A 26,975-nucleotide genomic window follows, 5' to 3' on the forward strand; every position below is an offset into this window, starting at 1 on the left:
GGCTGCAGCTTTTTTCTGTATCCTATGGCATGAAAATAAAATTATGTAATCATGGAAGGGTGAATAAAAATGGCGGAAAAACAAACTGCAGGAAGAAACATGCTGGGTGAATTTGCACCGAAGTTTGCCCAACTAAATGATGATGTCTTGTTCGGTGAAGTTTGGTCCAGGGAAGAAGAACTTCCTCCACGTGATCGTAGTATGATCACCGTTACTGCGTTAATTGCAGGAGGAAATGTTGAACAATTGACACCACATCTTCAAAAAGCGAAAGCAAACGGTATAACTAAAAATGAAATTGCGGAGATTATTACGCATATTTCGTTCTATGTTGGATGGCCAAAAGCTTGGTCTGCATTTAATATCGCAAAAGAAATTTATCAGGATTAAATGTTTTAGATGGAGGAATTAAAAGTGAAATATACTGTAATAACGGGAGCAAGTTCAGGAATCGGATATGCAACAGCTTTAGCATTTGCAGAACGTGGAAAAAATCTTATATTAGCTGCCCGCAGAGAAGATAAATTAGAAGAATTAAAAGGTGAAATAGCGGGGATAAATCAAAATCTCGATGTCATTGTTAAACCTGTTGATTTATCAGTAACAGAAAATGTTCATGCCTTTTATGAGTCATTAAATAAATATGAGTTGGAAACATGGATTAACAACGCTGGTTTTGGAAATTTTGACGCTGTTGAAGAGCAAAATCTAACTAAAATTGAATCAATGCTGCATTTGAATATCGAAGCATTAACCATTCTTTCCTCGTTATTTGTTAGAGATTATGCAAATGTGGAAGGCACACAGATTATAAATGTCTCTTCAGCAGCTGGCTATATTATGATTTCTAATTTAGTTACTTATTCCGCAACCAAATTTTACGTAAGTGCGTTCACAGAAGGCCTTGCGCAAGAATTAAAAAGTAAGGGCTCAAAAATGCAAGCGAAGGTTCTAGTCCCTGCTGTTACGGAAACAGAATTTGAGCAGCGATCTTTGGATTTAGAGGAATTCCAATATGAAGGACAAATCTCGAAATATCATACAGCAAAGGATATGGCTGGCTTTATGTTAGAACTTTATGATAGCAAGAATACTGTAGGATTTGTAAATGAAAATACGTATGAGTTTAACTTAAAAGATCCGATTTTCCCATTCAGGGAAGGATAAAATTATATATATCTTGAAGCTTTGTAGGACACGACGTGAAGTCTCCTACAACAAGGACCAGTAAGTGCAACCTTAAAGACTTCACCTCGGAATTAAATAAAGCAGATTACAAAACCACCTGATTGATGTTATTGATCAGGTGGTTGGCACTGAAATGATTATTCCATATCATCATCAAACCCAAAAGAAAAGATATCCTTAAAAGAGAAAGTAATATCAGGGAATAGTGTAGAAACGAAAGATGGATTCTCACTGGAATAAACTTCTTCCAAAATAAGTGTATCTTCATGAAGTACATATTTTTCAATGTATTGATTGTGAGGGTCGACAATCAGGTATTCTTTCACTCCGGCTTTTTCATAATAGTTTCGCTTAAGCAGGCGATCGTTACGACTTGTGCTGGGCGAAAGTACTTCCACAATCAAGTCTGGTGCACCGCAGCAGCGCTTGTTACGCAATTTGTTCATGTCACAGACAATGGAGATGTCTGGTAATACAACAACATCGTCTTTCCCTTTTGTGTTTTTAAATGGAAAAACAACCTGGAGATTGCTACCAAATACGTAACACGATTTACCTTCCAGTGCATTCCCGAATTCCTTACTTAAATTCGATATGACATTTTCATGTTGAAATGAAGCAGGTGCCATGAAAACAGGAGTACCTTCATATAATTCTGCGCGTTCTTCCTTGACATACAACAGGAACTCATCCAACGTGTAAGTTTCATTTTCATCCAACCGAGACATTTTGGGCCTCCTTTATTCCATTATTTATTTAAATATAGCAGGTATTCGTGGGTAAGGCAACGGTGTCCGGAACCGAAGCAATTATGGATTGTTCGGTTGCCTCACCATCGCCTTTTACTCAATGACATTTAGCCTCATTAAATAAATGGAGAAATGATGTTTCTTCCTTTTCAGATAGATAAAGAGCTTGCTAATATCCTCAAAAGAAGGAAGCATCATTCTTGACCTAGAGCCGACTCGAAGTACTATTATATAATTATAATAAAAAGAGGGAGATGAAATCTATGCAATCCAACTGGAGCCAAGAACAACTTGATGCTTTTTCCAAAGCGGATGATATGTATATATCACCTTTTTATAGTGATGGAAAAACGCCTGGTACACCAACGTGGATCTGGTCCGTTGTAACGGACAACAATCTCTATGTCAGAGCTTATAATGGTCAAAATTCACGGTGGTATAAATCCGCTGTAGAGCAAAAAGCAGGAAAGATAAAACTAGCTGGTGGGGAATACAATGTTATTTTTCAACCTATCGACAGTGGTCCTCCATTAACGGAAAAGATCGATGAAGCTTATGAAGCAAAATACGGTGGCAGCTCCTATCTTCCACCTATGTTAGGACAAGGACCGGTAAGTGCAACCGTAAAGATTTTGCCTCGAGATGAATAAAACAGTTCCGAAAGCCACCTAATCCATGTATTGATTTGGTGGATTCATTTAAAAAATGCATTGTCGAAAATACAAGGTGTTTTTAAAACAATAAACAAGGGAAACGTCACATAATGGAATTCGAAATCACACAAGGTGGTGAAACACTTGAAAAGCTTATACTTTTCTGCGGGAAGTTCTGTCTATGAAATCAAAAAAGTGGGGCAGGAATGGGTGATGAAAGAAAGATCGGCACCGGATGTATTGGTATCCCTCGCAGCAGATCCTGCACGTCTGGGAAGACTGTATGGTGGAACCTTTGATGATGGTCTTTGGATCAGTGATGACAGTGGCGAGACGTGGAAGCCTGCCGGATCAGGCATAGCCCATAACCGGATAATGAGTGTAGTCGTCAGTCCGACGGAGGAGGTGAATAGGTATCGAGTTGTATGGGCAGGTACGGAACCCAGTGGCTTGTTTCGTTCCGAAGATGGGGGCCAAACATGGACCGATTGCCCGGGATTACTGGATTTGCCGTCACGATCTACTTGGAGCTTTCCGCCACGGCCTCATACTCATCACGTGCGTTGGATTGAACCGGATCGTCATGATGAGAATCGTATTTTTGTCGGCATTGAGCTTGGTGGTGTCATGAAAAGTGAAGATAAAGGAACGCATTGGGAGGATCGAAAGCCGAATTCCCAATATGACTGCCATGCATTAACGATTCATCCCCAAGTTGCCGGACGCATATACGAAGCCGCGGGTGGCGGGTATGCCGAAAGCTTTGATGCTGGGGAAACTTGGCAGACATTCAATAAAGGACTGGAACCTTATAACTATTTGGTCAATATTGCCGTGGATTCGAGGAATGCAGATACGATGATAGCGTCGGCTGCAGAAGGGCCTCATGCAGCATATGACCCTTCACGAGCAAGCACGATTTTAGTGAGGCGCGAAAATGGAGGTCCATGGACTCGTGTATATGAAGGCCTTCCTGAATCGAAAGGATCCGCTGTTTTTGCGCTAGCCTCAGAACCTGCTGAGCCTGGTGTGTTCTACGCGATTAATAATCTCGGCTTGTATATGTCGCACGATGCAGGACGAACTTGGGGGAAAGTCCCAGTGGAATGGCCGGATCATTTGAAAGGGAAAAGAATACAAGGGCTGGCGGTGATTTAAAGGCAATAACTTGATCTCAGCTATTGAAAAACCGAAACCCCCCTAAGTTACTGCTTGTTGTTTAGGACGCTTCTTTATGTCGATGTACAAAAATTCCTTCCCAGTGAAAAGGGGCCCAACTTTTGGTAATGCAATAAGTGATTAAAACATACCAAGGGGGGCTCTTTTTATTTTGAAGAACGTTTAGGATGGTATTGACATATCGATAATTATCGAATAGTATTTACCCCATGGAAAACTTAGTAGAAATTTTTAAGGTTCTGGGTAATGAAAATAGGCTAGAGATGCTTCAATGGTTGAAAAATCCGTTAGATCATTTTGATAAACCAGTTGATGACCTTACGAAAAATTTCAGTGAGAAAGGTGGGGTTTGTGTAGGGGACATTCAAGAAAAAGCGGGAGTGTCACCATCCACTGTTTCGCATTATCTAAAGATGATGCAACAAGTCGGACTTTTAGAATCGGAACGACACGGTCAATGGACTTACTATCGTCGAAATGAAAAACGTATAGAAGAATTGTCTTCTATCATAAAAAAAGATCTGTAAGTTATTTTTTTTGGCAGTTAAGAAAGTATAAAATACTTTCTACTGCATAAGTGCAACTAAGTTGTCACCCAAAAGTTTGGTGACAACCAAGTTTTCTAATTTACCATTTCGTGATTTCTCGAATAATTGATAAAGTAATATGGCTGACTTAATCAGGTCAGGATACATGCACGTACATGTAAATTTTAGGAGGCATTATAGTAATGGATAAGAAGTTTGAACCTTTATTTGAAAAGGTAACGTTACCTAACAAAGTAGAATTAAGAAATAGAGTTGTTTTAGCACCACTTACACATGTATCTTCCAACGATGATGGTACCGTTTCTGATGTGGAAATTGAATATATCGAACAACGTTCTAAAGATGTTGGATTAGCTATTTCTGCAGCCAGTAATGTGACTGATTTGGGAAAAGCATTTCCTGGTCAGCCTTCCGTTGCACGTGATTCAGATCTTGATGGTTTAAAACGGTTAGCTGAAGCGATGAAGAAAAATGGGGCAACAGCGATTGTACAAATACATCATGGCGGGGCACAGTCAATGCCATATCTAACACCAAATGGAGATGTAGTTGCTCCAAGTCCTATAACGTTGCAAGGTGATGAGAAACATAGTCCATCCTATGAAAAAGAGGAACATCATGCCAGGGAAATGACGCAAGAAGAAATTGAATACACCATTAGAGCGTTTGGTGAGGCAACACGAAGAGTGATCGAAGCAGGATTTGATGGTGTAGAAATACACGGGGCAAACCATTATCTCATCCAACAATTTGTTTCACCATATTATAATCGTCGTGATGATGAGTGGGGAGAAAACAGATTCAAATTCCCAATGAAAGTCGTCGATGAGGTTGTTCATACGGTTAAAGCTCATGCAGATGAGAAATTCATTGTTGGATATAGATTTTCACCAGAAGAAGCAGAAACGCCAGGTATAACGATGGAAATCACAGAAGAATTGGTGAAAAATTTAATTGAAAAACCGTTAGATTTCTTACATGTTTCATTAAGCGACGTACACGCTAAAACGCGTGAAGGTAAGTATCAAGGCGAAGAAAGAATTAAATTACTTCACCAGTGGATTGATGGTCGGATGCCATTAGTTGGTATTGGGTCAATATTTACTGCTGAGGACGCATTAGAGGCTGTAGAATCAAGAAATGTTGACCTAATAGCATTAGGTAGAGAAATTCTATTAGATCACAATTTCGTTAATAAAATACAAAATGGTAAAGCGGACGAAATCATGTCGAAATTCGACCCTTATAGAGAAGATAAACATGATTTACCACCTCATTTATGGGAACAATTTAATTACGGTTTCTATTCATTACCAAGAACGGATGGTAAGTAATCCTTTAAAGTCAACGCGAGAAACGCCGTGAAGTAACATTGAAACTGTTTCGGCGTTTTTCTCATAGTCATGATTGTACCTGTTTTGTAAATCACTGTTTTTGCTGCTGGATTCTTTTTCTTATTTATATTGGACTGTTTCTTTGATCAAGTGATCCAGTAGAAGGGAATTAACAGCAATAACTTGTAAGTAGAACGATGATAGAACTTAAATATGAAAAAGATGAGTCGGCTCTTCTTTAATGTTTTAACTAAGTTATATCAATCAAAAACAGTAATTAATAGGACAGCTGGACACCTTCCCTCCATCCTTTGGCCATTTTCCAGGGAGCTGCAATTTTGGTGAATCAGCTGCAACGGCCTTTGCTTCGAGTCTCATAACTCACTAAAATCATGATTAATAATATCAACTAATTCGAACGCATGGTTCTCATATTCAAATTTCAAAATGCAACAATTACCGATCTTTTCTTGTTGTGTAATGACACTAGTATGTTCCCAATACCTCATGAAATTCTTGCAAGCTGCTCCATGAGACACAGCTAAAACAACTTTATTGTCTTGTTCCATTATGTCGCGACATGCCTCAGCAATTCTTTTCTGAAATTCTTCTTGTCCTTCACCGCCGAAAGTAACAAAGAAATCATGATAAGGAAGTGGTGGATTTAAGTCCTCACTTTCACCTTCAAAGACACCAAAGTTCCATTCCTTTAGCCCTTTTACACGTGTATAAGGCATATCCGTCACCATTTCTAACGTGTCACAGGCTCTTTCGGATGTAGAGCTATAAGCTGCGTCAAAAATGATGTTGTTTTCTTTAAAATATGCTGCAGCAACCGCTGCTTGTTTCATTCCTAATTCAGTAAGTGGTGCATCACACCAGCCTTGAATTTTTCGTCTCACATTAAATATCGTTTGTCCATGCCTCATTAAGTATAATATCTTTTTCATAGGTAAACCCCCCTCATTGTATTTAAAAAACTGGTTACATATCCACTTTACTCAAAAATAATTGTATCAAATAATGGCTAACCCCCTCACACATATTTGTCTAGGATATAAATTAACCGTATAATATAGAAAGGGGGGAGTCACAGTGGATCACTATTTAGCAATTGATATAGGTGGTACAGAAACAAAATATGGCATTTTAAATGAGCTAGGAGACATTGTAGAGTTTGGAAAATTCTCCTCACAAAATGCAGATGGATCCATTGTATTAGAAGGAATAAAGGAAATTGCACACGAAAAGTATAATGGTGTCAAAGGGCTCGCTATTAGTGCCCCCGGATTTATCGATGCAGCTTCTGGCTATATTGAAAATGGAGGAGCATTTCGGGATTTTGATAACTTTAATATGAAATCCTATCTGGAGAACGAGTTGTCCATGCCAGTTACGATTGAAAATGATGTGAATTGTGTTGCTTATGCAGAAAAATGGCTAGGTAATGCTCAAGAAAATACAGATTTTGTATGTATAACGATAGGGACTGGAGTAGGAGGAGCTCTATTCCTCAACAATCAGTTATATCGTGGTGCGTCAAACCGTGCAGGTGAATTTGGCCATATGGTTCATAGGAACAAAGCAGAAAATACACGGAAAAGTTCCTATAATTATACGTCAACCATGCGTGCTTTATGTATGCAATTTGCAACAGCTAAAAAGATACCATTACATGAAGTGAGCGGAGAGCTCTTGTTTCAATCCTTTGATGATGGAGATCAAGATGCAAAGGCTATCGTATCCGATTTCTATGAATCAATCGCAAAAATGATTTACAATATTTTCAACGCGATAAATCCTGGTAAACTATTAATAGGAGGTGGCATTTCGAGCCGTCCCTCCCTGGTGAGTGAATTGAAGAGCCAATTAAGAAAATATGGACTTCATAATGACTTATTGGAAGTAGATACATGTCATTTTAAAAACCAGGCAGGTATAGTCGGCGCTACTTATCATCATGTTCAGAATACAGATTTTTGATCCACCATGTATTTATTTTTAAATATATTGATCTATTATTTCCAATACACCACTCTCATTATTAGATGGGGCAATAGATGTTGCGCTACTTTTTACTTCATCGCTCCCGTTTTTCATTGCGAATCCATACTTCACATGCCGCAACATTTCAATATCATTGCCTCCATCTCCAAAAGCCATCGTTTCATCATTTTTGATATCCCACTGTTTCTGCAATAATTGGATTCCGTAAGCTTTATGGAAACCGGGAACGATCAAATCAATGCTCCCATGCCCACTTGAGACAGGCGTTACTATATTCCCGATTCGATGATGAAGCCAATCCTTTAGTTGAAGCGTTTCCTCTTCTGGGCATGCCAATGCAAATTTTAATATTTGATCATCAATCTGTTCAAAACTTGGTACTCTTTTTAATCGATGATAATATTTATTGATTTTTTGAAAAATGTTATCTGATATGCTATCCCGTACATAAGCACTTGCTTTTCCACATAATACGACCTGAATGCTATGATGAGTTTCCAGCTCTTCCAAAGTAAGTCTTACATCTTCTTTAGGAATTTCAACCGAGAACACCTCCTGCCCTTGGTCAACAATAAAAGCTCCATTTTCAGCAACATAACTGATTTTCTCTTGCATAGCCCCAAAGAATGATTTCAACTGGTAATATTGATTTCCACTTGCAACAACAAATCGAATGCCTTGCTCTTTCATTTGTGCATATTGCTTGGAAAATCGTTCGTAATCGTATTTCTTGTTATCATCAAGAAATGTTCCATCCATATCTACAGCAATGAGTTTTATTGTCATGTCCGTTCCTCCTTCGTAAAACCCCTTACGAAACATGTTACCTATTTACTTTTGGTTGCAGGGATAATAGACGCATGATTGTTTTCATGACAGCATCTTCTTCATTGGAGCGGGTGATGAAGTTCGCAGCATCTTTGGTTTCCTGAACGGCATTTCGCATAGCAAAGCTATACGTACTGCGAGTCATGAGTTCAATATCATTGTATCCATCTCCAAAAGCAAGTGTTTCTTCTGGTGTTACGTTTACAATTTGCTGTAATTGTTCCACGGTTGTACCTTTGTGAACATTGGCATCAGCGATGTCTATCCAAGCCGCTTCAGATGCGACAATATAAGCTGACTCGAAGAAGGGAGCTAATTTTTCTTTTGTTTCAAAACATTGCAAGGTTGGATCGTGAATGGTGATTTTAATAAAATCTTCCGTGATCGTATGAAAGTCAGATACTTGTTGTAGGTGAGCGTAGGATCCTCTGACAATGGCAGCTTCCTCCGGTGAAGTGGTATCTTTTATAATTGCCGCATTTTTTGTACACGCAATAATGGTATGGTCCGAGCTTATTTCCTCAAGTAAATGAATGATAGCTAGTCCTAATTTGTTAGGAAGAAGTGATTCATAGACAAATTCTCCATGATGCTTGATTCGGGTTGCACTATCACTTAAAATCCAAAAATCCTCTGCATCCGAACCAAATAATTCTTCTACACGTTCGCATTGTTTACCGGTAACTGGGGCAAAGGCAACACCTTTTTCCTCCATCATCCTTTTTACATCCTTGTATAGCTCCCTGTTAAAGTCACCACTATTATTCAAGAATGTCCCATCCATATCAGATAGAACTAATTTAATCATATGTGTTTCTCCTTTCAGATTGAATGGAATGAAATAGAGTGCTGGATGAACCCCAGCACTCTATTCATTTATATCATGCTAACTTTTTCTTGGTGAAATTGAGGAAGATGTTCTTTATGCGCTTCCATCATTTCATCGACAATTTGTTTCGCGGTCGCATCACTTGGTGTTAGGGGATTAATCGTTAAAGCAAGAACTGCTTTCGTATAATCTCCAGTTACGGCTGATTCTGCTGAAATTCGTTCGAATGACTTAATTTGCTGGACAAGCCCACGCGCAGCAACTGGTAGATCTCCCATCGCCAATGGTATAGGGCCATCTTTTGTAATAACACAACTGATTTCAACGGCTGATTCGTCCGGTATGCTAGCAATGGCACCACGGTTCATCGTGTTTACTGGTTGAATGTCACGTTTATCGTTGTAGATCGATGTGATCAAACGAACTGCTGCATCCGAATAATAGGCACCGCCTCGTTCTTCTAATTGGGGTGGTTTTATATCAAGGTCCGGATCCTTATAAAGCTCAAATAAATCATTTTCTAACTGCTGCACAACCTCAGCACGAGTACCTTCAGTCTTGGAACTTTCGATCGTCTTATCCAACATATCTTTCGACTTGTAGTAATACATATGGTATGGACAAGTCAGCGCATTTAAGGATTGAATAAATGCTGGTTCCCACCCCATACCTTTTATATTTTTAACGAAACTTGAGTTTTCCGGATCGGATATTTTTTGAATGACTTCATCTTTTACACTGATGCCATCAAGATATACATCCAGCCCGTATACCATATGATTTAGCCCTGCAAAATCAATGCGGATTCGGGAATGGTCTACATCTAATAATTTGGCAACGCCCATTTCCATACCAATGGGAACATTACATAACCCTACAACTCTATCAATATTGGAGTAGCGTAGTACAGCTTCTGTTACCATACCAGCAGGATTGGTGAAATTGATTAACCATGCGTTCGGACAAAGTTCTTCCATATCTTTCGTAATATCTAAAATGATAGGAATGGTACGTAATCCTTTAAATAACCCACCAGGTCCATTGGTTTCTTGTCCTAGTACGCCATATTTCACTGGAATGCGTTCGTCTTTTGCACGGGCATCTAAACCGCCTACACGGAATTGCGTTGTAACAAAATCAGCATCTTTTAAAGCTTCTTTCCGATCAAATGTTAAATGAACATCGATAGGAAGACCTGCTTTTTCAATCATCCGTTTCGCAAATTCTCCAACGATCTCCAGCTTTTCTCTTCCCGCTTCGATATCCACCAACCAAAGTTCACTCAATGGAAATTCATCGTATCGATTAATAAACCCTTCGATTAATTCTGGCGTATAACTTGATCCTCCACCGATTGTTGCAATCTTAATACCTTTTGTCATATCTATACACCTCCAAATCATGATAAGAACCTCTTATACATTAAAAGGACCTATACATCAATTGTATCCGCTTATAGGGTGAAGGTAAATAAATGAAGAGCTTTTCGTGGTTAATAACGTAAGAAGTAATTTGTTTCGTGAATGTAACAATGTGTATCTTTCCGGATAGTTATGTTAAAATGAAACTGTATGATTACGGACAGAAGGAGAGTTCTGCGTCATGTTTACCCATGAGATGATCGCTTCATTCAATGAGTTAGAGACATCTTTATACAATTATATCAGTCAACATAGTGAAAAAGTCGCTTATATGCGAATTCGCGAACTCGCAGAAGCAACCCATGTATCGACAGCTACCATTTTACGCTTTTGTAGAAAAATAAATTGTGAAGGTTTTTCTGAGTTTAAAGTAAAATTAAAAATGCATTTGGAAGAAAATAAGAAAACGGTTTTAAAGGAATCGCAACATTCCGTGATGGAATTCTTTGAGCGGACGTTAAAAGGAGATATCGAAGAAAAAATTAAACAGGCGGCAAGTCTCGTTAACGAATCAGATAGTGTCATTTTTATTGGCATAGGAAGCTCCGGCATCCTTGCTGAATACGGGGCAAGATATTTCTCAAGCCTGGGTAAATTTTCGATGTATATTAAAGATCCACTCTTTCCGATTCATTCCAAGTTACGTTATAACAGTGCAACCATTGCTTTATCCGTATCGGGAGAAACGGATTTTGCAGTTACGCACCTTAATCAAATCAAACAAGAAGGTAGTAAAATTATTAGTATTACCAACAACAAACATTCAACCGTTGCAAAAATCTCTGATATAAACATCCCATATTATGTAACGGAAGAGTGGTTTGAAAGCGCAAATATCACGACACAAGTACCTGTTCTTTATATTTTGGAATCATTGGCCCGTGAAATATATAAACTTGCGTGAAATAGAGGAGCAGCCGGAAACTAATCAAGATCGATCGGGCACGGCCTCAATAGAGGACAGCAAAAGTATAGCTGTAACAAAAAAGGAGCAAAAGTTTTTTACCAATTTTGTTTTCATTAGTAACAAGCAGAAGAAATCATTTCAGTTTGTTGTCTGTGTGATTACTTATATAACTACTTTACAATTGAAAATTTCTGTTCTAATATAGTAACTGTTCATTTATAATTTAATGGAAGAGATGAGAGGTTGTGGTATCGTTATATCCTATAATTGAATCATACCTCGAAAAAATGGCAATTGTTTATGTCCATTCATAATCTATTTATCTGATTATGATATGATGATATCATGCCAATTCTTCTAGTATATTTATTAATTGGACGGGATGTAGCTCAGCTTGGTAGAGCACTAGCATGGGGTGCTAGGGGTCGCAGGTTCAATTCCTGTCATCCCGATAGTTTACTGCGACATAGCTAATAGTATCGGAATCGGTCGAGTGCAGCTATAAACCGACCGAGCGCGCTCTCAAATCGATTGAGCACAGCAATAAATCGATCGAGAACAGCACCAAACCGATCGAGTGCGTCCCTAAATCGATCGAGTACAACATCAAATCGACATAACCGCAATAACAATCAATCACTCCTTTATCATTACATAATCATACGTCCCACTTTCATTCCTAATTTGCTGCAAGTAGTTACCAATTAAAAGAAATCACTATAAAAATTCTCGGTATAATAAGGCTGTGACTCGTCATTAAATGCCACTCCGACTCCTAAGTTCCTATAATTTTCCTGAAGGATATTTTCCCTGTGCCCTAAGGAATTCATGAGGCCCTCGTGAGCGTAGATGCTGCTGAATTGACCGTATGCAAGGTTTTCACCGGCTGTCGTAAAACGAATATCGTCTTCTTCCATGCGATCAAATGGGGATTGGCCTTCTACGTTTACATGGTCGAAATATTGATTTTCCGCCATGTCCGAGCTATGATCGTATGCCGTTTCTCTTACCTGATCATCCCATGTTAAAATAGGTAGATCGTGCTTTGCTCTTGTGGCATTTGTTAAATCAAATAATTGATATTCAAAGCCTTCTTGTAGCTTCTGATCGGGTTCGGTATAAAGTGCACTTTTGTTTTGCTCCAGACTTTCATCGATAATTTGCATAGCTGTAACCGTATCATTTTCATGGTTGTCGTAAAAAACCGTGACATAGTTGTTGTCAATTTGGAATACATCATATTCACCATTGTCATTAATTTGATAGTTGATTAACCCTTTTCTCAGCGTTGATTCTGGAGTGCCGAGGTGCTCAGCAACAGATTCCTTAGGGCTTCCTAATTCTATTCCTGTTGAAGAGGCAATTAGATCTTGATTGGTATAAAGCCCACGCGCAATATTATCTTCATCATAGGCAACCATGACAAAATTTTGGTAGTTTTCATGATAGGTTTCCCAATTCACACCATATTCATTTTCCGAAGTCCGCTGTGGCTCTCCGGTTTCTTGTTCTACTTCGGCTTTGGAGTCGCCTATTTCAATATTATGAATCGAAAATTGTTGATCGGTAGGATCCGTTAATTCCGGTGATTCCGTGTTCGTATCGTTTGATTCTGAAGGCAGATTATCAATCGTAGCAAATAGAGAATGCAATTGCTGATTTAACGTATCAAATGCAGCATTGATATCCGGATTGTCCTTTATCCAATCGACTGTAGAATGGACGGAATCCGCTACAGAAGGAATGATCTGTTGAACTGGTTCTTCCCATAGCGGTTTTGATATAAATCCGGCAAACACAATCATTAATAATAAAATAAACCGTTTCACTATGACACCTCCCATTTTATGTAAAGTACGGAACAACCAAGGGAAACAAGGCTCTTATTTAGGTCTGATGATATATTCTGATTGAGAGCATAAAGTATTTTCTTGTAAAAGTAAATAAAAAGCTTATAATCAATGATAATCAGTGTTCTTTTGAGATGAAATGAGAAGAAAAATGTTGAAGACAAAGCGACGGACTATCATGTTAGTCCGTCGAACTGTCGAATGAAGCGTTTTTATGATGAAAATGTCATAGTGAACAGCTTTCCATTAGTTCATGCGGTTTATGCTGGGTTGATTTAATAAATTTCAGCTTTACATTACTATTATATAGTATTTACATTGATTTTACGAATAATGAGATGGATGCCAATTGTTTCCTTGATTACCAAGGTTGTGTTGTTGGTCCAATTGTAAATTCATTTACATTGGTATCTTCTGGCTGGTCGATTGCAAATGCAACAACATTGGCAACACGGTCTGGACCGATTTCATATTGATTGTACATCGCATTCGCGTCTTTTGCGGTTTGTTCATCTGTGATTGTTTCAAGCAACTCGGTTCGGATGGCAGCTGGATAAATGGTTGCTGTCCGGATATTGGTTCCTTCTTGTGCAGATTCCATACGGAGAACCTCCATTAAATCGCGTACCGCCCATTTCGTTGCCCCATAAACGGCACCACCTGGATAAGCTTTGAGTCCTGCTACAGAAGAAGTTGTGATGACATGTCCAGATTTTTGTTTTTTAAATTCTGGAAGAATCGCTTCAATACCATTTAAAACACCTTTTACGTTTACATCCACCATTTGATTCCATTCATTGCTCTTTAATTCGGATAATGGTGAGTTAGGCATTAAGCCTGCATTTAAAAAGATGACATCTACGTTGCCAAATTCAGTTTTTGCTAGTTCAACTAATTTCTGATTATCTTCTATCTTGGTAACATCTGTTATTTGGTAAACTGCTTCTCCACCATCTTTGGTGATTGTTTCTGTCAATTGCTGTAATTTATCCTCTCGACGAGCACCTAATACTAATTTCGCACCTTGACTGGCCAATAATTTAGCTGTAGCTTCTCCAATTCCGGAAGAAGCACCGGTAATAAGAACGACTTTATTTTTTACTGTCATCAGTAATTCCTCCTTCGTTTGTTTATATATATAAATTGTTTTAATAAATATCTACTATAGAATAATAATCACCTATTCCATGGTGCCCACTATTCTATTTTATCCTCTACATATGCGATAAATCGTGCAGGATTTCCACCGACAATGGTGTTAGGTGCGACATCTTTGGTGACTACGGATCCAGCTGCAACAATTGAGTTTTCTCCAACTGTAACACCTGGAAGAATGGTTGAACTGGAACCGATCCACACGCTCTCTTTCAATACAATTGGTTTCAAGTACATAGTACCCCTATTTAATGGATTGTAATCATGATTTATGGTTGCAAGAACAACATTATGACCGATTAAACTTCCGTCTCCGATGATGATTTGCCCTTGATCTTGGAAACGACATCCAGAGTTAATAAACACATTTTTCCCTATTTTAATGTTTTTCCCAAAATCTGATGTAAAAGGGACAAACAAAGAAAAGCTGTCATCTAATTCTTGGCCGATGATTGTCGATACTTGTTCCCGAATCTGTTTATTTGTATAAACACCATTATTCAATTGGGCACATAAGCGTCTCGTTTCATCAGATATGGCACTCATTGCCTTATTAACTTCTGAACCACCATGAATTATCCCTTCCGTTGCCATTTTGGATAAAAGTTTTTCTAATTCCATTTTCATTGACCCCTTCTACCTATTTTATGAAAAGGAGTGGACGAAGCAATGTCACTTTCCTTTTATTCTTTATGCATGTAATTATTATTTCACTTAGCTTAACTTCAAACTCCCCTTTACCAGTATTATTATAAAAGGATATGCTTTAAATAACAAATACCTATATTGAATAAATCAATATACATAAAAGGCATAGGAAGGAGGGGAACAGGGTGGATCTTCTCCGATGTTTTTATTACTCTACCGACTTAATTTAATTTCATCCCGAAACAATTTATTGATTGAGTGATGGAAAAACATAAAGAGTATTTTATACGCATGATGAAAATAATTTGAGTGGGGAATTGGATGAATCCATTTTCCATGATCAAATTGAGGATTTTTATCGGATACTTGGAACTATATTAGATGAAAAAAGAAATCCGGAACTTGATCATTATTACGAAAAAAATGGAAACGATATCAACAATTATCAATTTAGCCACGCACATTTTTCTTTTCAACATAAAAATGGATTGCATATTCAGCTGGATTTCACCTATGCACTCTTATTTTATTGAAGGAAAGGTGTTGGTGGAGGAATTCTTTACGGAGCCAGTTCTGTTGAATGGGCTATTTCGAAATTCGGCGATAGCTAATAAATTAGCGGGATGTATGGTAAGTGGGATGTTGGTTAAAAAATCATAAGAAAGAACGATATGATTAACATAAACCTCCGTATGGACTCACAACTAGGAAGGGATGTGGTAGAATGGCACTAGATCAACTATATGATGAAAAGCGTGCTCGTGAGACGACAATTTTCAACGTGAAAGAGAAGCCTAGCGATTACAACAATAAGAATCAGAAAAGAAAAACAAAATCATTGAAACGAATTCCGCTAGATAAACTGATGGATTTAAAAGTGGATTATGCGTTTAAACAACTTTTTGGAAATGAAAAGAATAAAGACATCACAGTCGTGTTTTTAAATGCTATTTTGCAAAAAACAGGCAGAGATCGGGTCAGAGATATTTCTTTTACGAATACAGAATTAGCCCGTGAATATGCTGATGATAAGGAGTCAAGATTGGATTTAATGGTATTTACTGACTCTGATGAATGGATTAATGTTGAAATGCAATTTGGGAATAAATACTATATGATTAAGCGTTCTGTTTTCTACTGGTCCAAGGCTTATCAGGCCCCACTGGGAAAAGGTATGTCGTATAAAGAATTACGCCCTGTCATTGCGATTAACATTCTTAATTTTGATCTTTTCAAACAAACGGAGCGCTTCCATACCTCTTATCATCTGTACGAAGATGATAAGCAATTCAAAATGACAGACATAATGGAGTACCACTTCATTGAGATGGGTAAGTTAGTACAAGCCTGGAAAGAAGACAAGTTGGACCCGTGGAATAGTGTGTTAGCTAGATGGCTCCTGTTGCTTGGTATTGTGGATCATAGAAACAGTAGAATATATGCTGATATTTATGCGGAATTGGAGGGAATTGCAATGAACGATGAAACGTTGAATACAGCATTTCAAAATTGGGAGGAGTTAAGCATGACGCTGGAGCAAAAGTTAGCTTATGAGTCCCGGTTGAAGCGTATTCTGGATGAGGAATCTTTCCAACGTGACATGGACTTACTTGCTCAAAAGCTACAACGACAGCAAGAAGCAGTAGAACGAAGCAAGGAACAATTAGAAAAAGGCAATGATGAACTAGAAAAAGGCAAGGATGAATTAGAAAAGAACAAAGAAGAATTAGAAAAAAGTAAGGATGAACTAGAAAAGAGCAAGGACGAATTAGAAAAAAGCAAGGATGAACTAGAAAAGGACAAGGATGAACTAGAAAAGAACAAAGAAGAATTAGAAAAAGACAAGGAAGGGTTAGAACGAGATCAGAAGAAAGTAGAATTAGGTAAGGAAGAAGTAGAACTAGAGAAAGAAGAAATAAGGCAAAGGAAAGAAAGTATAGACCAAAATGAAAATTACTTGGAACAACAAATAACAGAAATGGTTCGCCGGCTTTTGGCAAGTGACTTAGATATCAATTTCATTAGTGAAATTACTGGCTTGACTAAAGAAAGAGTCATAGAGCTTAAGCGTGAGATGGGAGAATAAGGGCGTTTCGGGTAACAGTTTAAGGTAGGGCAAATAAATAGGTAGTTAATTCAGGATAAAAGATACAAATTGGAGAATTTGCTTTAAATAGAGTCAACAAAACATTTGATACCGATCTCCCAAAAGAAGAGGCTGCTCATATAGCGTTTCATATCATTAATGCTCACGGACAGGATCAGAATTCAAAAAATGGCATGAAGCATACAAAGATGATTGGTAGTATTTTAGCTGTGCATATTCATAGATTATGGTCATATGATCAATTAGGGGAGTAAACAAAAAGACCACCAAGGTCTTTTTGTTTTGTTGCCTAGGAAATTATAAAATGATTTGCTTGGGCATAACGTATTATTGATTAATGGCTACGTCCAGCTACAAGCGCCAAAAACGAGGAGATAACACGAGAGCTCCCTACGATAAAGAAGACTTGGCGACTGACAAGCCGACAGGCGCAGGCAGAGCCATAGTCGCACTTATGCCTGTGGCGAAAGTCATCATCGGTTCACTTGACAAAGGAAGGCCGACTAAGAACGGCCTTGCCGGCCAACTCACGGCTCCCCTGATGCAGGGGCATGATTCCTTTTCGTTTTCCAAGCATAAGATTCACGTAGACTTTCGCCATTCATTGGCGACAAGTCAAGTTCATCTAATCTCAGTTGCAACGCGGGGGTCTCTACGTTTTTAACCAGGCACTTTTCGCTTTTGTTCACGAATATAAAAAATCTATAACTATAAAGATTATAACTTTTAAAAAGTGGATAATCGTTTGACGAACAATTAAACAAGTGCTATTCTTAAATTAATAATTTGTATGGCAAACAAACTAAATTACTTTATTTCTATTTAATTTGATAGTATTTTTTGAAAAGGATTACATAAGACCAAGATGATTTTCCCGTTATCATGGTGCCAATAATAAATAAAATAGAAACAAAAAACAAGAACATAGATAAAAAAGGGAGTGTATAACTGATGGGTATTCTTCAAGAACTTTTGCAAGATATTCCTGTTCCTAAAATGGCTAAAGTGAGTCAGGAATTTGAAACGGACAAGATAGATGACCTTGGCAGTGCCCTGCAAGCCGAACTAGAAAAGGAATATATCAAAGAAGCCGTTAAGCCGGGAATGGAAATTGCGATAGCAGTTGGAAGCCGGGGCTTGGATCGTTTGCCTGAGATGACTGCAGTGACGGTCAAGTTCTTGCAGGATTTAGGAGCAAAGCCGTTTATCGTACCGTGTATGGGAAGTCATGGGGGGCTACAGGTGAGGGACAAAAGGCGGTACTTGAACATTTGGGTGTTACAGAGGAAAGTGTAAATGCAAAGATCCGCTCTTCGATGGACGTGATCAAAGTTGGTGAATTAGATAATGGGTTGCCTGTCTATGTGGATGAAATTGCTTCTAAAGCAGACGGAATTGTAGTTATCAATCGAGTGAAGCCTCATACCGCCTTTCGTGGCCCTGTTGAAAGCGGAATTATGAAGATGATCAGTATTGGGCTTGGCAAACAAAAAGGAGCAGAGGCATGCCATCAGCTTGGTTTTAAACATATGGCCGAGCACGTACCGGCAATGGCTAAAATGACGATGGAACAAATGCCAATCATCTTCGCGGTAGCATCTGTAGAGAATCCATTTGATAAAGTGGCAAAAATAGAAGTACTAACGCCAAAAGAAGTTGAGGAAAGAGAGACGGAATTACAGAAGTTATCCAAACAGTTATTACCTAAACTTCATTTTGACAACATTGATGTGCTTATCATTGATGAAATTGGCAAAAACATTAGCGGAGACGGTATGGATCCGAATATAACAGGACGCTACCCCACACCATACGCATACGGCGGCCCCGATGTAACGAAAATGGTCGTGCTTGATTTAACCCCAGAAACAGAAGGAAATGCCAATGGTGTCGGGACAGCAGACTTCACCACACAGCGTCTTGTGGATAAGATGGACCGGGAGGCAACGTATGCCAATGGGTTAACATCAACGGTTGTGACACCGACACATATAGCCACAACCCTGCCAAATGATCGACAAGCGATTCAAGCGGCCATTAAAACCAGTAATATTCTAGATTTTAAAGAGGTAAAAATGGTCCGCATTAAAAACACCTTGGAGTTAAGTGAAATTGAGGTATCCGCGGCATTGCTTAATCATGTGAAAGAACATGAAAGCACAGAACAAATGTCAAATCTATATGATCTAGAATTTGATAAAGAAAATAATCTCGTATAATCGTATTTTAGGGGGAAGTAAAAATGAATAAGTTATTTGATTTAACAGGAAAGACCGCTGTAGCAGTTGGCGGAAACAGTGTATTAGGCAGCTCCATCGCAAAGGGATTAGCAGCACATGGAGCCAAAGTAGCAATTATTGGCCGTAATATGGAGAAAGCGGAAGAAGTAACAAAGGAAATTGAAGCTGATGGTGGTGTCGCAAAATCCTTCCAAGCGGACGTAAGCGATCTTGAATCAGTGGAAAATGCCGCAAAAGATATCAATGCATGGTCCGGTGGCTGGGATATTGTACTAAACGCGCCTGGCAAAAATAGTTCTACGCCATTCATGGAATTGGATACAGATGAATGGGATGATATAATGGATGTAAACTTAAAAGGGCTTGTATTTACAACCCAAATTTTTGCAAAAAAAATGATAGAACAAGAACGAAAAGGGAGCATTATTAATATTTCCTCTGTATCATCGGGCCCCCCGTTATCAAAAGTATTTACGTATTCAGCTTCAAAAGCAGGCGTCAATAATGTCACGCAATTTCTGGCAAATGAATTTGCTCCATATGGAATTCGTGTAAATGCCATTATTCCAGGATTTTTCCCTGCAGAGCAGAACCGTAAAATTCTAAGTGAAGAAAGGATTGCATCCATTATGGAACATACACCACTTCATCGTTTTGGTGAACCGGAAGAACTACAAGGCGCAGCTGTATATCTTGCTTCTGAGAAAGCATCAGGCTTTGTAACCGGATCCCTTCTAAGTGTTGATGGTGGATTTGGAAGTATGACAATATAGGAAAAGTGAGGCCTTGGAGATCCCCAAGGCCTTTTTCTACAGAATTTAAGTGTAAAGGAAGAGATACTGGATGGGTAGGGAATTAGTTGCTGGACTTGACCTTGGGACAACAAGTGTGAAAGCAGTTTTGTTTGACCTTCGTGGAAGATTAATTGCCGAATCAGAAAAAATGAATACCACTTATTATCCGCATGCAGAGTGGGCGGAACAGGATCCATGGGAAATCGAACGATCCTCCGTACTGGCAATGAAGGAAGTGATTACAAAAGCAGGTGTACAAAAAGATGAACTACGAGCAGTTGGAATATCCGGTGCAATGCATTCCATTATTTGTGTGGATGATAACGCTGATCCTTTATCAAATATGCTCATTTGGTCTGATGGCAGAAGCAGCTGCCAGGCAGAGGAACTCATGCAGTCAACTGGCATGGATATCTACAAAAAAACTGGCACACCGATTCATCCAATGTCCCCATTGCTAAAATTGCGATGGATGAAGGAAAATGATTACGTCCCCTACCAAAAAGCAACGTACTTCATGTCGATGAAAGCATTTTTAATTCAAAAATGGTTCGGAGAGCGTGTCGTTGACTATTCCATAGCATCCGCTTCAGGGATGTTCCATGTGAAGACGTTGGATTGGGATGAGGATGCGTTGGCATATGCAGGTGTCAAAAGAAAACAGTTAGCGCAAATTGTTCCGCCTACGAAAGTATTGCCAGCTTTGAAACCGAATGTCGCTGAAGAAATAGGTATCGACGCACAAGTACCTTTTGTAATAGGTGCAGCGGATGGACAACTGGCAAACCTGGGAAGCGGGGCAATCTCTCCTGGAGAAGTAGCTGTTTCTGTTGGCACAAGTGGTGCCATCAGGCAATTTATGAAAGGGGCAAGTGTCAACGACAAGCATGAAACCTTTACATATGCTTTCACCGATGATACCTCTATCATAGGGGGTGCTACCAATAATGGTGGAATTGTCTTACAATGGTTAAAAGACTTGTTCGATTTTCAGGGGAGTCATGATGAGCTGACGGATATGGCAAAAAAAGTAGATCCTGGTGCAGCGGGGATTATTTTTCTTCCATATGTAAACGGGGAAAGAGCACCGTTATGGAACCAAAATGCCAAAGGGAACTTTTATGGATTGAGCATTGGTCATAAAAAGGAACATTTCATACGCGCAGTGCTTGAAGGAATAACGTTTAATATTTATCAAATCGGAAAATCATTGGAAGAAATAGCAGGAAAACCGGAGAAAATAAGTGTCAATGGCGGATTAGCCAAGTCTCCTGTTTGGGTACAAATTATGGCAGATATATTCGGCCAAAATATTCATCTTTCAGACACACACCATAACGCAGCATGGGGAGCGGCTTGGACAGCTTTGGTTGGGATCGGCGAGGTTGACTCGTTTGAAGCTATTAAAGAAAATATGCCAACGGAGCAAATTATTCAGCCGAATAGAGAAAATCATAACATATATACAGGCGTATATGAGAGGTATGAGAAGATTGTGGAGGATTTGTCCGGCAATTTTCGCAAATCGTGAAACATAAACGTTCCTATCATAAGTGTAACAAAGCATTTGTCAAAAGGATAAGGAGAACGTCAAGTCTTCTAGTATATGATATAATTTCATCAGTAGTTCAGTGCTGGTGGATTTTTTTCTATAAGATAAATGAGGTGAGCAAACGAAATGGAAGATATACTAAAACAAGTCCAGGATGGGACATTATCGGTGGAAAAGGCCAAGGAGAAATTAGCTGGATATGAAGATTTGGGCTTTGCGAAAGTGGACCATCAACGAAAAAAGCGCAAGGGTTTTCCGGAGGTTATTTATGGAGAAGGGAAATCACCGGAGCAAATCATCTCTATCATTGAAGCCATAAAGGCAAAAGAAGATGATGTGCTGGCAACAAGAATTTCTAGGGAGAAGGCAGAAGCAATTCTCAAGCTACATCCTGAACTTATTTATTATGATGTTGCAGAAATGCTAAGCTGGAAGCAAACGGCATTCGTTAACGAGTCTGATCATTACATCGCCGTTGTTTGCGCGGGCACTTCTGATTTGAAAATAGCAGAAGAAGCTGCTGTTACGGCAGAGCTATTGGGACGAAACGTTAAGCGGTTTTATGATGTCGGTGTTGCTGGTATTCATCGTCTGTTGGACCATGCCGAGGAAATCCAAAACGCGACGGTGTCTGTAGTGGTAGCAGGTATGGAAGGTGCTCTGCCAAGCGTTGTTGGAGGCCTGGTGGCACATCCCGTAATCGCCGTTCCAACGAGCGTTGGGTACGGCGCGAATTTCCAAGGGATGTCAGCCTTGCTCGCCATGTTAAATTCTTGTGCATCGGGGATTAGCGTTGTGAATATCGATAATGGTTTTGGCGGCGCTTATAATGCGGTATTAATTGATCAGCTAGCAAATAATGAGAGGAGTTTTTGACATGGTTTCCTATCCACCTCCTGATAATGAGCATGTTGATGAGCAAATGATAAAAATGGAAGTGAATCTTGATGACATTTCCGGCGAATGGCTTGGTTATGTAATGGAGGTCATGCTAGAAGCCGGGGCAAATGATGTATTTTATACACCCATCTATATGAAAAAAAATAGACCAGGAATCTTACTTCAATTGCTTTGTCCTCAAAAAGATATGGAGAAGATGAAAGAGATCTTGTTTAGGGAAACAACCACATTCGGCATTCGTTATTATCCATTGACCGTGCACCGTATGGAACGGAAATTTGTTACCGTACAAACGGAGTGGGGAGCCTCTGTTACGGTTAAACAAGGCATTTACCATGGAGAGGTTTTTCAGTGTTCTCCGGAGTTTGAGGATTGTAAGGCGATCGCGGAGGAGTTTGGCGTGCCGTTGAAGCAGGTTTATGAGGGAGTTTGGCGAGGGATGGAATGATATTAGGAATGGAAAAATTCTAGGATACTTACGAGATAACACACAAGGGCGAACTTTATCGACCTAATTTTACAACTAATCCCTCTGATATTACTTTAATCAAAAGTAATGGATGGAGAAAGAGCCTTGCAATGTCGGTACTATGAGAAGCCATCCCATTATGGAGCCATCAATGGTTTTCTAATAACTGAGGTAGAAGGAACTCCAAAAGAGTGTATCGTAAAATATGATAAATGTGCGACAAAATTACTTCGGCGGTGCTGTATTTCCTTTTGGTCACTTGACATTTTAAGCGGTTACAATTATCATAAATATAGAAAACATTAGTTTGATTGGTAAACAAAATAATTATGTAGGGACCTATTTGATTTTGAAAACTTCGGTTGACTGACGTTAGGAAATGAGAATATTGGTGTGTGTATAAAGCTGCTTTAAGGATAGAAATTGATAAAGTATCAACTTTTTGTGAAAGAAATAATGGTCACAAGAACAAAATCTGCAGCATATTTACTACTCCATAGCTATTACATAACTTTTAAAAAAGGAGTTAGGATTATGGAAATGTTGTCATCAATTATGGAACAATTACAAACTGGAAGAGTTGGAAAAGAAACATCAGCGGTAAAAGTGTACGAACAATCGTACACCAAACATGACAATGTCTATTTGTTAATGGTGAAGGTGGAATCAGATAAATTTATTTTAGCTTCCGGAAATGGTCCTTTATATGATGCATTAACGGGAGAGGATGTGGGTGAAAATGGGAAAGCCTGCCCGCTTACACACGAAAATAGACTTGTTTTAAATCGCTACTTTGATTATACAGTTCCACGTGCATTTGGAACAAAAGTGGCCACGATGGGTTTAGGAGATCGCTTAGGGTTGGCATCGCCAGGTCATATTGAAACAATAAGACATAGAGATGTTAAACCAGTTTTAGCTCAACAGAGCATTCGCGAATTAAACCTCACGAATAGGAGTATGAATGATGTTTTAGATGCCGCAGCTTTTGCTGTTTTTCAGGAAGGGTATAAAGGCGGATATGGTGCTGACGGTGATCATATAAAAAAAGAGTCGGATATAAAATATGCTCTATCACTCGGGGTTTCGATGATTACGTTAGATTGTTCAGACCAAATTGATAAATCTATTGAAGAAGCAACTGCTGAGACAGTTAAACAGGAATACCATAAATTACCGAAGGATGTGAAGGAATATTATTCGGAGAAGTATTTAGATAAAACATTTAAGATTAACGGTTTATCCCTAACATTTAATGAAATAGATTTGATGCGCAATGTCTTGCTTTATAATGAAGCCATTACGTATACGGCCCATGTGTATCATGAATACATTAGCAAAGAAGATCGGGCGATTGATTTTGAAATTTCCATTGATGAAACAGAAACGATCACGTCACCGGTTTCTCATTTCTTTGTAGCAAATGAATTGATTCAAAAACAAGTCGGTGTTGTCAGTCTTGCTCCAAGATTCTGTGGAGAATTTCAAAAGGGAATTGACTATATTGGAGACTTGGAACAATTTGAGCACGAATTAAGTGAGCATGCTTTAATTGCAGAGCATTTTGGATATAAATTAAGTATTCATTCAGGAAGTGATAAATTTAAAGTCTTTCCCACGATTGCCAAGTATACAAAAGGAATTCTCCATATAAAAACTGCTGGTACTAACTGGTTAGAAGCAATTCGTGTTATTGCAAAAGTAAATCCATCTCTTTACCGTACTATGCATCGATTTGCCTTAGAACACTTTGAGGAAACATTGAAATATTATCATGTAACACCTGATTTAAAGAGCATCAAGTCTCTTGATGATGTGCCGGATGAGGACCTTTCGGATTATATGAATGATGATGCAGCACGTCAGTTATTTCACGTTACATTTGGTTTAATTCTATCCAATAAGGATGATAATGGTCATTTCACGATGAAAGATGATATTTTTCAAACCCTTTCCGACTATGAAGAAACCTATACGGAATCGCTCATCACGCATATTGGCAAGCATTTGGATAAACTTGGACTATAAAAATAAAAACTACTTGCATATGGTTAAAACAGGTTTAATGAAATGATTAAAGGAGAGTGTCATGATGAAAACATTTATTACAGATGATTTCTTATTATACAATGATACAGCGAAAGAACTTTATCATAATACAGCAAAGGATTTACCCATCATTGATTATCATAACCATTTAATACCTAGTGAAATTTTACGTGATAAAAATTATGAAAATATTGCAGAAATATGGCTCGGGGGAGACCATTACAAATGGCGTGCTATGCGTGCGAATGGGGTAGATGAGGCGTATATTACAGGGAGTAAGCCAGATTACGAAAAATTTATGGAATGGGCTAAAACTGTTCCAAATATGTTTGGCAATCCATTATATCATTGGACTCATCTAGAGTTATTACGCTATTTTAATATTGATGAATTATTGGATGAAAAGTCAGCTCCGAGAATTTGGGAAGAAGCAAATAATAAGTTAGCAAAGCCAGAGCTATCGGTGCGTTCCTTGTTAAAAAATCAAAAGGTTGAATTTGTTGGTACCACCGATGACCCGATAGACGGGCTAGAGACACATATGGCATTAGCTGAGGAAGGTTTTTATAGTAATGTAACACCATCATTTAGGCCTGATAAAGGTTTATATATGGAGCGTGAGGATTTTCTGCCTTGGGTGGCTAAACTGGGAGAAGTAACAGGCGCGGAAATCGAAACGTATGATCAGTTTTTGACTTCCATTGGAGAACGAGTCGACTTTTTCAATGAACAAGGTTGCCGAAGTTCCGATCATGGAATTGATGTTATGTTTTACGAACCTGCTACTAGAACGGAAGTAGAGGAGATATTTAGAAAGCGCTTGGCAGGGGAAAATGTAACTGTTGAAGAAACGGATAAATATAAAACATACACGCTGATTGCATTAGGTGAAATGTATGCGGAAAAAGGCTGGATTATGCAATTACATTTGGGTGCGCTTCGTAATAACAATAAAAAAATGTTCAGAAAGCTTGGTCCGGATACAGGGTTTGATTCAATCGGTGACTTAATGATAGCAGATAAAGTCGCAGGCTTTTTGGACTCGCTAGAAGAGATGGATAAGCTTCCAAAAACGATTCTTTATAGTTTGAATGCAAAGGATTATGATGTGTTGGCGTCGATGGCTGGTAACTACCAAAATTCAGAGATCCCAGGAAAAGTCCAATTCGGTACCGCATGGTGGTTTAATGATAATATTGATGGTATGGAAAAACAGATGAAAACGCTGGCAAATATTGGGTTGATCAGCAATTTCGTTGGCATGTTAACTGACTCGAGAAGTTTTCTATCCTTTCCAAGGCACGAATATTTTCGAAGAATTCTATGTAACTTATTAGGGGCATGGGTAGAAGAACATAAAATTCCGAAAGATATGGCTTTACTTAAGAAGTACGTACGGAATATTTGTTATGAGAATGCAAAACGTTACTTTACTCTTTAAAGCATAATTTTAATGAATAAATGAAGGACTCCCTTTTACTGTTATAATCAGGGAGTTCTCTTTATATATATCTGATATTTGTAGCATGTACAGAGAAACATAGAGTTCGATGAATAGCTTAAAACAG

The 26,975-nt window shown here is 38.6% G+C and carries 25 protein-coding genes, 1 tRNA gene and 1 pseudogene; 18 read left to right on the forward strand and 9 right to left on the reverse strand.

All coding sequences use genetic code 11. From position 1 onward, the window contains the following. The first annotated feature begins 69 nt into the window (after nt 1-69). On the forward strand, nt 70-390 hold the full coding sequence (locus KFZ56_RS04005) for a carboxymuconolactone decarboxylase family protein (protein WP_222640399.1): 321 nt from the start codon (nt 70-72) through the stop codon (nt 388-390). A gap of 24 nt (nt 391-414) precedes the next feature. Then, nucleotides 415-1,167, forward strand: coding sequence for an SDR family NAD(P)-dependent oxidoreductase (locus KFZ56_RS04010; RefSeq protein ID WP_222640401.1), 753 nt, complete (start codon nt 415-417; stop codon nt 1,165-1,167). A gap of 158 nt (nt 1,168-1,325) precedes the next feature. Here the strand turns inward: KFZ56_RS04010 and KFZ56_RS04015 are convergent, their stop codons facing one another. Then, a complete protein-coding gene (locus KFZ56_RS04015; protein ID WP_222640403.1) occupies nt 1,326-1,916 on the reverse strand; it encodes a Uma2 family endonuclease in 591 nt (196 codons plus the stop codon). 284 nt (nt 1,917-2,200) lie between these two features. Here KFZ56_RS04015 and KFZ56_RS04020 point away from each other — a divergent pair, with 284 nt between their 5' ends. The 4 genes from KFZ56_RS04020 to KFZ56_RS04035 all read left to right on the forward strand — a co-directional run bounded on the left by KFZ56_RS04020 (nt 2,201) and on the right by KFZ56_RS04035 (nt 5,651). Then, nucleotides 2,201-2,587 carry a DUF2255 family protein gene (locus KFZ56_RS04020; protein ID WP_222640405.1) on the forward strand — a complete coding sequence of 129 codons (387 nt, stop codon included), beginning with the start codon at nt 2,201-2,203 and terminating at the stop codon, nt 2,585-2,587. A gap of 138 nt (nt 2,588-2,725) precedes the next feature. Continuing rightward, nucleotides 2,726-3,748, forward strand: a complete 1,023-nt coding sequence (locus KFZ56_RS04025; RefSeq protein ID WP_309228249.1) for a WD40/YVTN/BNR-like repeat-containing protein — start codon at nt 2,726-2,728, stop codon at nt 3,746-3,748. Nucleotides 3,749-3,978: 230 nt separating this feature from the next. Further along, nucleotides 3,979-4,296, forward strand: a complete 318-nt coding sequence (locus KFZ56_RS04030) for an ArsR/SmtB family transcription factor (RefSeq protein WP_222640407.1) — start codon at nt 3,979-3,981, stop codon at nt 4,294-4,296. 203 nt (nt 4,297-4,499) lie between these two features. Beyond that, nucleotides 4,500-5,651 (forward strand): NADH-dependent flavin oxidoreductase, encoded by a 1,152-nt coding sequence (locus KFZ56_RS04035; RefSeq protein ID WP_222640408.1) that lies wholly within the window; start codon nt 4,500-4,502, stop codon nt 5,649-5,651. A gap of 374 nt (nt 5,652-6,025) precedes the next feature. On the opposite strand, the gene KFZ56_RS04040 is transcribed toward KFZ56_RS04035, so the two are convergent. Beyond that, nucleotides 6,026-6,601: a histidine phosphatase family protein gene (locus KFZ56_RS04040; RefSeq protein ID WP_222640409.1), complete on the reverse strand. Its 576-nt coding sequence runs from the start codon at nt 6,599-6,601 to the stop codon at nt 6,026-6,028. Between the two features lie 145 nt (nt 6,602-6,746). Between KFZ56_RS04040 and KFZ56_RS04045 the strand changes: the two genes are divergently transcribed. Beyond that, nucleotides 6,747-7,634, forward strand: coding sequence for an ROK family protein (locus KFZ56_RS04045; RefSeq protein WP_222640410.1), 888 nt, complete (start codon nt 6,747-6,749; stop codon nt 7,632-7,634). A gap of 18 nt (nt 7,635-7,652) precedes the next feature. Here the strand turns inward: KFZ56_RS04045 and KFZ56_RS04050 are convergent, their stop codons facing one another. The 3 genes from KFZ56_RS04050 to KFZ56_RS04060 form a co-directional block, all read right to left on the reverse strand. Beyond that, nucleotides 7,653-8,444: a Cof-type HAD-IIB family hydrolase gene (locus KFZ56_RS04050; RefSeq protein WP_222640411.1), complete on the reverse strand. Its 792-nt coding sequence runs from the start codon at nt 8,442-8,444 to the stop codon at nt 7,653-7,655. A 37-nt stretch (nt 8,445-8,481) separates the two neighbouring features. Then, entirely contained in the window at nt 8,482-9,294 is an 813-nt protein-coding gene (locus KFZ56_RS04055) for an HAD family hydrolase (protein WP_222640412.1), read from the reverse strand. A gap of 68 nt (nt 9,295-9,362) precedes the next feature. After that, on the reverse strand, nt 9,363-10,697 hold the full coding sequence (locus KFZ56_RS04060) for a 6-phospho-beta-glucosidase (RefSeq protein WP_222640413.1): 1,335 nt from the start codon (nt 10,695-10,697) through the stop codon (nt 9,363-9,365). 220 nt (nt 10,698-10,917) lie between these two features. On the opposite strand from KFZ56_RS04060, the gene KFZ56_RS04065 reads away from it, so the two are divergent. Both KFZ56_RS04065 and KFZ56_RS04070 read left to right on the forward strand, forming a co-directional pair. Beyond that, complete coding sequence (locus KFZ56_RS04065) at nt 10,918-11,640, forward strand: MurR/RpiR family transcriptional regulator (protein ID WP_222640415.1); 723 nt, start codon at nt 10,918-10,920, stop codon at nt 11,638-11,640. Nucleotides 11,641-12,021: 381 nt separating this feature from the next. Beyond that, nucleotides 12,022-12,095: transfer RNA gene (locus tag KFZ56_RS04070), tRNA-Pro, on the forward strand. An 18-nt stretch (nt 12,096-12,113) separates the two neighbouring features. On the opposite strand, the gene KFZ56_RS04075 is transcribed toward KFZ56_RS04070, so the two are convergent. The 4 genes from KFZ56_RS04075 to KFZ56_RS04090 all read right to left on the reverse strand — a co-directional run bounded on the left by KFZ56_RS04075 (nt 12,114) and on the right by KFZ56_RS04090 (nt 15,269). Further along, nucleotides 12,114-12,275 carry a hypothetical protein gene (locus KFZ56_RS04075; RefSeq protein ID WP_222640417.1) on the reverse strand — a complete coding sequence of 54 codons (162 nt, stop codon included), beginning with the start codon at nt 12,273-12,275 and terminating at the stop codon, nt 12,114-12,116. A 72-nt stretch (nt 12,276-12,347) separates the two neighbouring features. Next, complete coding sequence (locus KFZ56_RS04080; RefSeq protein ID WP_309228250.1) at nt 12,348-13,472, reverse strand: CAP domain-containing protein; 1,125 nt, start codon at nt 13,470-13,472, stop codon at nt 12,348-12,350. Between the two features lie 382 nt (nt 13,473-13,854). Further along, nucleotides 13,855-14,601, reverse strand: coding sequence for an SDR family oxidoreductase (locus tag KFZ56_RS04085; RefSeq protein WP_222640419.1), 747 nt, complete (start codon nt 14,599-14,601; stop codon nt 13,855-13,857). An 89-nt stretch (nt 14,602-14,690) separates the two neighbouring features. Continuing rightward, entirely contained in the window at nt 14,691-15,269 is a 579-nt protein-coding gene (locus tag KFZ56_RS04090) for a DapH/DapD/GlmU-related protein (RefSeq protein ID WP_222640421.1), read from the reverse strand. A gap of 332 nt (nt 15,270-15,601) precedes the next feature. Between KFZ56_RS04090 and KFZ56_RS04095 the strand changes: the two genes are divergently transcribed. The 9 genes and pseudogenes from KFZ56_RS04095 to uxaC all read left to right on the forward strand — a co-directional run bounded on the left by KFZ56_RS04095 (nt 15,602) and on the right by uxaC (nt 26,848). Beyond that, nucleotides 15,602-15,829 (forward strand): hypothetical protein, encoded by a 228-nt coding sequence (locus KFZ56_RS04095; protein ID WP_222640423.1) that lies wholly within the window; start codon nt 15,602-15,604, stop codon nt 15,827-15,829. A gap of 191 nt (nt 15,830-16,020) precedes the next feature. Continuing rightward, nucleotides 16,021-17,382 (forward strand): Rpn family recombination-promoting nuclease/putative transposase, encoded by a 1,362-nt coding sequence (locus KFZ56_RS04100; protein ID WP_222640426.1) that lies wholly within the window; start codon nt 16,021-16,023, stop codon nt 17,380-17,382. Nucleotides 17,383-18,354: 972 nt separating this feature from the next. Next, nucleotides 18,355-19,622: pseudogene (locus KFZ56_RS04105) on the forward strand (nickel pincer cofactor-dependent isomerase, group 22). Nucleotides 19,623-19,645: 23 nt separating this feature from the next. After that, a complete protein-coding gene (locus tag KFZ56_RS04110) occupies nt 19,646-20,416 on the forward strand; it encodes an SDR family oxidoreductase (RefSeq protein WP_222640428.1) in 771 nt (256 codons plus the stop codon). 70 nt (nt 20,417-20,486) lie between these two features. Then, nucleotides 20,487-21,968 carry a gluconokinase gene (locus KFZ56_RS04115; RefSeq protein WP_222640430.1) on the forward strand — a complete coding sequence of 494 codons (1,482 nt, stop codon included), beginning with the start codon at nt 20,487-20,489 and terminating at the stop codon, nt 21,966-21,968. Between the two features lie 147 nt (nt 21,969-22,115). After that, on the forward strand, nt 22,116-22,865 hold the full coding sequence (larB, locus tag KFZ56_RS04120; RefSeq protein WP_222640432.1) for a nickel pincer cofactor biosynthesis protein LarB: 750 nt from the start codon (nt 22,116-22,118) through the stop codon (nt 22,863-22,865). Between the two features lies 1 nt (nt 22,866). After that, a complete protein-coding gene (gene larC2, locus KFZ56_RS04125) occupies nt 22,867-23,337 on the forward strand; it encodes a nickel pincer cofactor biosynthesis protein LarC2 (protein ID WP_222640434.1) in 471 nt (156 codons plus the stop codon). Nucleotides 23,338-23,892: 555 nt separating this feature from the next. After that, nucleotides 23,893-25,386, forward strand: a complete 1,494-nt coding sequence (locus KFZ56_RS04130) for a tagaturonate epimerase family protein (protein WP_222640436.1) — start codon at nt 23,893-23,895, stop codon at nt 25,384-25,386. 64 nt (nt 25,387-25,450) lie between these two features. Continuing rightward, nucleotides 25,451-26,848, forward strand: coding sequence for a glucuronate isomerase (gene uxaC, locus KFZ56_RS04135; protein ID WP_222640437.1), 1,398 nt, complete (start codon nt 25,451-25,453; stop codon nt 26,846-26,848). The last annotated feature ends 127 nt before the right edge of the window (nt 26,849-26,975 follow it).

It is taken from the genome of Virgibacillus sp. NKC19-3 (assembly GCF_019837165.1).
GTDB classification, from domain to species: Bacteria; Bacillota; Bacilli; order Bacillales; family Amphibacillaceae; genus Virgibacillus_L; species Virgibacillus_L saliphilus.